Raw genomic sequence first — 5,563 nt, 5'->3', positions numbered from 1 at the left:
CCCCCCCCCCCCCCCCCCCCCCCCCCCCCCCCCCCCCCCCCCCCCCCCCCCCCCCCCCCCCCCCCCCCCCCCCCCCCCCCCCCCCCCCCACGACCTCTTGAGAGGGAAGACACCGCCCCCGCACCGGGGCTGGGCCGGCGCGGGGGCGGGGGCGGTGGGGCCGACGGGCCCGCGGCGGTTCAGCCCATGTGCGGGTAGCGGTAGTCCGTCGGGGACACGAGCGATTCCTTGATCGACCGGGTCAGGGTCCACCGCATCAGGTTCTGCGGGGCGCCCGCCTTGTCGTTGGTGCCGGAGGCACGGCCGCCGCCGAAGGGCTGCTGGCCGACCACGGCGCCGGTCGACTTGTCGTTGATGTAGAAGTTGCCCGCGGCGTAGCGGAGCTTGGCCATGGCGTCGGCAGCCGCCGCGCGGTCACCGGCGATGACGGCGCCGGTCAGCGCGTACGCGGAGACGGACTCCATCTGCGCCAGCATCGCGTCGTAGTCCTCGTCCTCGTAGACGTGGACGGCGAGGATGGGGCCGAAGTACTCGGTCGTGAAGACCTCGTTGGCCGGGTCGGTGCAGGCGATGACCGTGGGGCGTACGAAGTAGCCGACGGAGTCGTCGTAGGTGCCGCCGGCGATGACGGTGCACGTCGGATCGGCGGCGGCCCGGTCGATCGCCGCCTTGTTCTTCGCGAAGGCCCGCTCGTCGATGACCGCGCCGATGAAGTTCGACAGGTCGGTGACGTCGCCCATGGCGATGGCGTCGACCTCGGCCGCGAACTCCTCCTTGAAGCCGTCGTTCCAGATGGAGGCCGGGACGTACGCGCGTGAGGACGCCGAGCACTTCTGGCCCTGGAACTCGAACGACCCGCGGGTCAGCGCCGTCTTGAGGACACCGCGGTCGGCGCTCGGGTGGGCCACCACGAAGTCCTTGCCGCCGGTCTCCCCGACGATGCGCGGGTAGGAGCGGTACTTCTCGATGTTGCCGCCGACGGTCTTCCACAGGTGCTGGAAGGTCTTCGTGGAGCCGGTGAAGTGGATGCCCGCCAGCTCGGGGTGGTTGAGCGCCACCTCGGAGACGGCCAGTCCGTCGCCGGTCACCAGGTTGATGACGCCCTTGGGCAGCCCCGCCTCTTCAAGAAGGCTCATCAGGAGTACGGCGGCGTGCGTCTGCGTGGGCGACGGCTTCCAGACGACGACGTTGCCCATCAGCGCGGGCGCGGTCGGCAGGTTGCCGGCGATGGCGGTGAAGTTGAAGGGCGTGATCGCGTAGACGAAGCCTTCGAGCGGCCGGTGGTCGAGCCGGTTCCACACGCCCGTCGAGTTGGCGCGGGGCTGCTCGGCGAGGATCTCCCGCGCGTAGGAGACGTTGAAGCGCCAGAAGTCGATCAGCTCGCAGGGGGTGTCGATCTCGGCCTGCTGGACCGTCTTCGACTGGCCGAGCATCGTCGAGGCGGCCAGCGTCTCGCGCCACGGCCCGGAGAGCAGCTCGGCGGCGCGCAGGATGATCGCGGCGCGGTCGTCGAAGGCCATGGCGCGCCAGCCGGGCGCGGCGGCGAGAGCGGCGTCCACGGCGTCGTGGGCGTCCTGCTCGGTGGCGTTGCCGTAGGTACCGAGGACGGCCTGGTGGTTGTGCGGCTGCACGACGTCGAAACGCTGGCCGCCGCCCATCCGCTTCACGCCCCCGATGGTCATCGGCAGGTCGACGGGGTGGTCGGCCAGTTCCTTGAGCTTGGCTTCGAGGCGGGTGCGTTCCGGGGAGCCGGGGGCGTAGCCGTGCACCGGCTCGTTGACCGGCGTGGGGACCTGGGTCACAGCGTCCATGGTTGCCGAATCTCCTTGATCAGTAGACGGTTCACGGTCGACGGTCACGGGGCGGTCGCGCCGCCGTGACGGGTGCTCAGCCGCGGGTGGCGAGGGAGCGCAGGAAGAAGGCGAGGTTGGCGGGGCGTTCGGCCAGCCGGCGCATGAAGTAGCCGTACCAGTCGGTGCCGTACGCGATGTAGACACGCACCCGGTGGCCCTCGGCGGCGAGACGGCGCTGCTCGCCCTCCCGGATGCCGTAGAGCATCTGGAACTCGTACGCGTCGGGCGTGCGTCCGGCCCGTATCGCGAGCTCCTGTGCGATCGCGATCAGGCGCGGGTCGTGCGTCCCGACCATCGGGTGTCCTCCACCGGCCATCAGGGTCTTGAGGCAGCGCACGTACGCCTTGTCGACCTCGCCCTTGTCCTGGTACGCGACGCTCGCGGGTTCCTTGTAGGCGCCCTTCACGAGCCGTACCCGGGAGCCGGAGGCCGCGAGCGCGCGGCAGTCGTCCTCCGTACGGAAGAGGTACGACTGGACGACGGCGCCGGTCTCCGGGAACCGCTCGCGCAGCGTGGAGTGGATGGCGAGCGTCGAGTCGACGGTTGTGTGGTCCTCCATGTCCAGCGTAACGGTGGTGCCGATCTCGGTGGCGGCCTCGACGACGGTGGTGATGTTGCGCAGCGCCAGGTCGTGGCCGCCGCGCAGGGCCTGTCCGAAGGAGGAGAGCTTCACCGACATCTCCGCGCGGGCGCCGAGACCCAGCGGTGCGAGGGCCTCGATCAGCTTCAGATAGGCGTCGCGGGCGTGCAGTGCCTCGGCCGGGTCGGTGATGTCCTCGCCGAGGACGTCCAGGGTGACTTCGAGGCCGCTGTCGGCCATGTCCTGGATGACGGGAGTCGTACCGTCGACGGTCTCGCCTGCGATGAAACGGTCCACGACGGGCCTGGTGACCGGCGCGGCCGAGACGACGCGCCGCATCGTGTCGCTGCGCGACGCGGCGAGAATCACGGGACCCAGCACGGGGCACCTCCACGGAAGAGAGCGAGCGGGCCGTACGGGGCGCGAACGCCCGGCGACGGCTACGGAGAACCACTGTGAAATCTAGGGACCGGTCCGGCCCTCTGCCATCGACACCTGTCACGCATCCGTGGCAGGGATCTCAGACATATGTCTGAAGGCGGTGCGAGACTATCCGGATGAAGGACGACTACCAGGAGCTGGTCGACGAGATCTCGGCGCTGCTCGGCATGCCGCTCACGCTGGAGAACAGGGACTTCGGGCTGATCGCCTTCGGGGTGCACGACAGCGACGACGAGGGCGTGATGGATCCCGTCAGGACGCGGTCGATCCTGACGCGGAAGTCCACCCCCGCGGTGCGGGACTGGTTCGAGGGCTTCGGCATCACCCGGGCGACCGGCCCCGTCCGTATCCCCGCCGCACCGGACGCCGGGGTCTTCCGGGGGCGGATCTGTCTGCCCGTGCGGCACCGGGGCGCGGTGCTCGGCTACGTATGGCTGCTCGACGACACCGGCCGGGGCCTGACCGACGACCGATTGGCGGCGGCCATGGAGGTGACGGGGCGGATCGGGGCGCTGCTCGCCGAGGAGGTGCGGGCGGGTGCGGACCTGGCGCGTGAGTTCCGCGCCGTCCTGACGGCGGAGCACGGCTGGCAGCGCGACATGGCGGTGGAGGCGCTCCGTACGGCGCTGGGGCCGGGCGGGGACGGTACGCATCTGGTCCTCTGCGTGACGCCGTGGCGTGGCGCGGACCCCACGGTGCGCGCGGTGGCCGGCACGGCGGCCCTGTGCACGCTGCCGGACCTCTCTCTGGCCCTGCTCGTACGGCTCCGGTCGCCCGACGCCCTGGGCCCGGCGCTGGCGGCGGCGGAACGGCTGCGGGACGCCGCGGGACCGGAGGCCGCCGCGGGTGCGGCGACGCCGCGCCGGGGCCTGGCCGAGCTCCCGGACGCCTGGCACGAGGCGGTCTCGGCGGCCCGCGCCGCGGCGGCGCGGCCCCGCTACGGCCCCGTGGCCCAGTGGTCGGAGATCGGCCCGTACCGGCTGCTGACGTCGCTGCCCGCGGTCACGGACCCGGTGGTGAGGCCGCTGCTGACGCCCGCGCACACGGATCTGAGGCACACGGCGGAGGTCTATCTCGACCACGCGGGCCAGGCCGGCCGTACGGCGGCGGAGCTGGGCATCCACCGCCAGACCCTCTACTACCGGCTGTCCCGCATCGAACAGCTGACGGGCCTGGACCTGGCCGACGGCGAGGACCGGCTGCTGCTGCACATGGCGCTGAAGTCGGCCCGCCTGAACTCCGCCCGTCCGGTGCCCTGAGCTCCCGCTCCCCGGCTGGGGCGGTCGGTAAGCCCGGCCACCAGGAGCCCGCCACCGGCAGCCGGTCGGATCCGCACCGGTCGGCGTTACGGTGGAAGCGGGGTCCGCCCGCCCGGCTCACGCCGCTGACCTGGCGTTACGCGCACCGATCCGGGCGCCGTACGGGCACGCCACCCGCGCGACGACGCAGGGAGGAGATCATGAAAGCCAACCTGGACCGGCTGACCGCCGAAGGCGTGGCGATCTGGCTCGACGACCTGAACCGGGAGCGGCTCGCCGGTGGCGAACTGGCCCGACTGGTACGGGATCAGCGGGTCGTGGGCATCACCAGCAATCCGACGATCTTCGCCAAGGCGATCAGCTCGGGGTCCCGCTACCACGCCCAGGTCGACGATCTGGCACGGCGCGGCGTACGGGTCGAGGAGGCGGCCAGGGCGCTGACCGCGTTCGACGTGCGCTGGGCCTGCGACGTACTGCGACCGGTGTACGAGGCGGGCGACGGGGCGGACGGACGGGTGTCCCTGGAGGTGGACCCGCGCGTCGCCAACGACACGGCGGCGACGATCGCCGAGGCGCGGGCCCTGTGGTGGCTGGTGGACCGGCCGAACATGTTCGTGAAGATCCCCGCCACCGTGGCCGGGCTGGAGGCGATCAGCACCGCGCTCGCGGAGGGCATCAGCGTCAATGTGACGCTGATCTTCTCCCTCGGCCGCTACGACCAGGTGCGGCGCGCCTTCCTCGACGGCATGACCCGCGCACGGGCCGCGGGCCGTGATCTGGCGTCCATCTCGTCGGTCGCCTCGTTCTTCGTCAGCCGGGTGGACACCGAGGTCGACGGCCGGCTGGACAGGATCGGCACCCCCGAGGCACGGGAGCTGCGCGGACGGGCCGCGATCGCCAACGCCCGCCTCGCCTATCAGCACTTCGAGCAGGCGGTCGCGTCCGACGGGTGGCGGGCACTGGCGGCGGTCGGGATGCGCCCGCAGCGGCCGCTCTGGGCCTCGACCGGGGTGAAGGACCCCGCGTACGCCGACACCCGCTACGTCGACGAACTGGTGGCGCCCAGGGTGGTCAGCACGATGCCGGAGCAGACCTTGCGCGCCGTCGCCGATCACGGCCGTGTCGTCGGTGACACCATCCACGGCACCTACGCGGCGTCCCTGCGGGTGCTGGACGATCTGGAGGCCGTCGGGGTGTCCTACGACGACGTGGTGCGGGTGCTGGAGGACGAGGGCGTCGCCAAGTTCACCGCCTCCGGCGAGGAGCTGTTCGGCCAGCTGGACTCGGAACTGCACGCCGCGCACGCGGTCGCCGCCTGACGCCGCACGGGTCGGGGGGGGGGGGGGGGGGGGGGGGGGGGGGGGGGGGGGGGGGGGGGGGGGGGGGGAGGGGGAGGGGGAGAACAGGAAAAGGGATAGAGGGGGGCGCAT

4 protein-coding genes are annotated in these 5,563 nt (G+C 72.3%); 2 read left to right on the top strand and 2 right to left on the bottom strand.

Annotated elements, in window-relative coordinates; translation table 11 throughout:
- Positions 1-179 precede the first annotated feature (179 nt).
- Both pruA and ACZ61E_RS19760 read right to left on the bottom strand, forming a co-directional pair.
- Positions 180-1,811, bottom strand: a complete 1,632-nt coding sequence (pruA, locus tag ACZ61E_RS19765) for an L-glutamate gamma-semialdehyde dehydrogenase (RefSeq protein ID WP_469701014.1) — start codon at positions 1,809-1,811, stop codon at positions 180-182.
- Between the two features lie 76 nt (positions 1,812-1,887).
- On the bottom strand, positions 1,888-2,814 hold the full coding sequence (locus ACZ61E_RS19760; RefSeq protein ID WP_469701013.1) for a proline dehydrogenase family protein: 927 nt from the start codon (positions 2,812-2,814) through the stop codon (positions 1,888-1,890).
- 176 nt (positions 2,815-2,990) lie between these two features.
- Between ACZ61E_RS19760 and ACZ61E_RS19755 the strand changes: the two genes are divergently transcribed.
- Both ACZ61E_RS19755 and tal read left to right on the top strand, forming a co-directional pair.
- On the top strand, positions 2,991-4,133 hold the full coding sequence (locus tag ACZ61E_RS19755) for a PucR family transcriptional regulator (RefSeq protein WP_469701011.1): 1,143 nt from the start codon (positions 2,991-2,993) through the stop codon (positions 4,131-4,133).
- Positions 4,134-4,333: 200 nt separating this feature from the next.
- Positions 4,334-5,452, top strand: a complete 1,119-nt coding sequence (gene tal / locus ACZ61E_RS19750) for a transaldolase (protein WP_469701010.1) — start codon at positions 4,334-4,336, stop codon at positions 5,450-5,452.
- Positions 5,453-5,563: the final 111 nt, after the last annotated feature.

Source organism: Streptomyces sp. NPDC104581, assembly GCF_055583685.1.
This window is presented reverse-complemented; position numbering and strand designations above follow the sequence as displayed.

What these genes read in the sequence shown, in the direction of transcription:
- pruA (WP_469701014.1), bottom strand. Translation starts at nt 1,811, where the DNA reads ATGGACGCTGTGACCCAGGTCCCCACGCCGGTCAACGAGCCGGTGCAC.
- ACZ61E_RS19755 (WP_469701011.1), top strand. Translation starts at nt 2,991, where the DNA reads ATGAAGGACGACTACCAGGAGCTGGTCGACGAGATCTCGGCGCTGCTC.
- tal (WP_469701010.1), top strand. Translation starts at nt 4,334, where the DNA reads ATGAAAGCCAACCTGGACCGGCTGACCGCCGAAGGCGTGGCGATCTGG.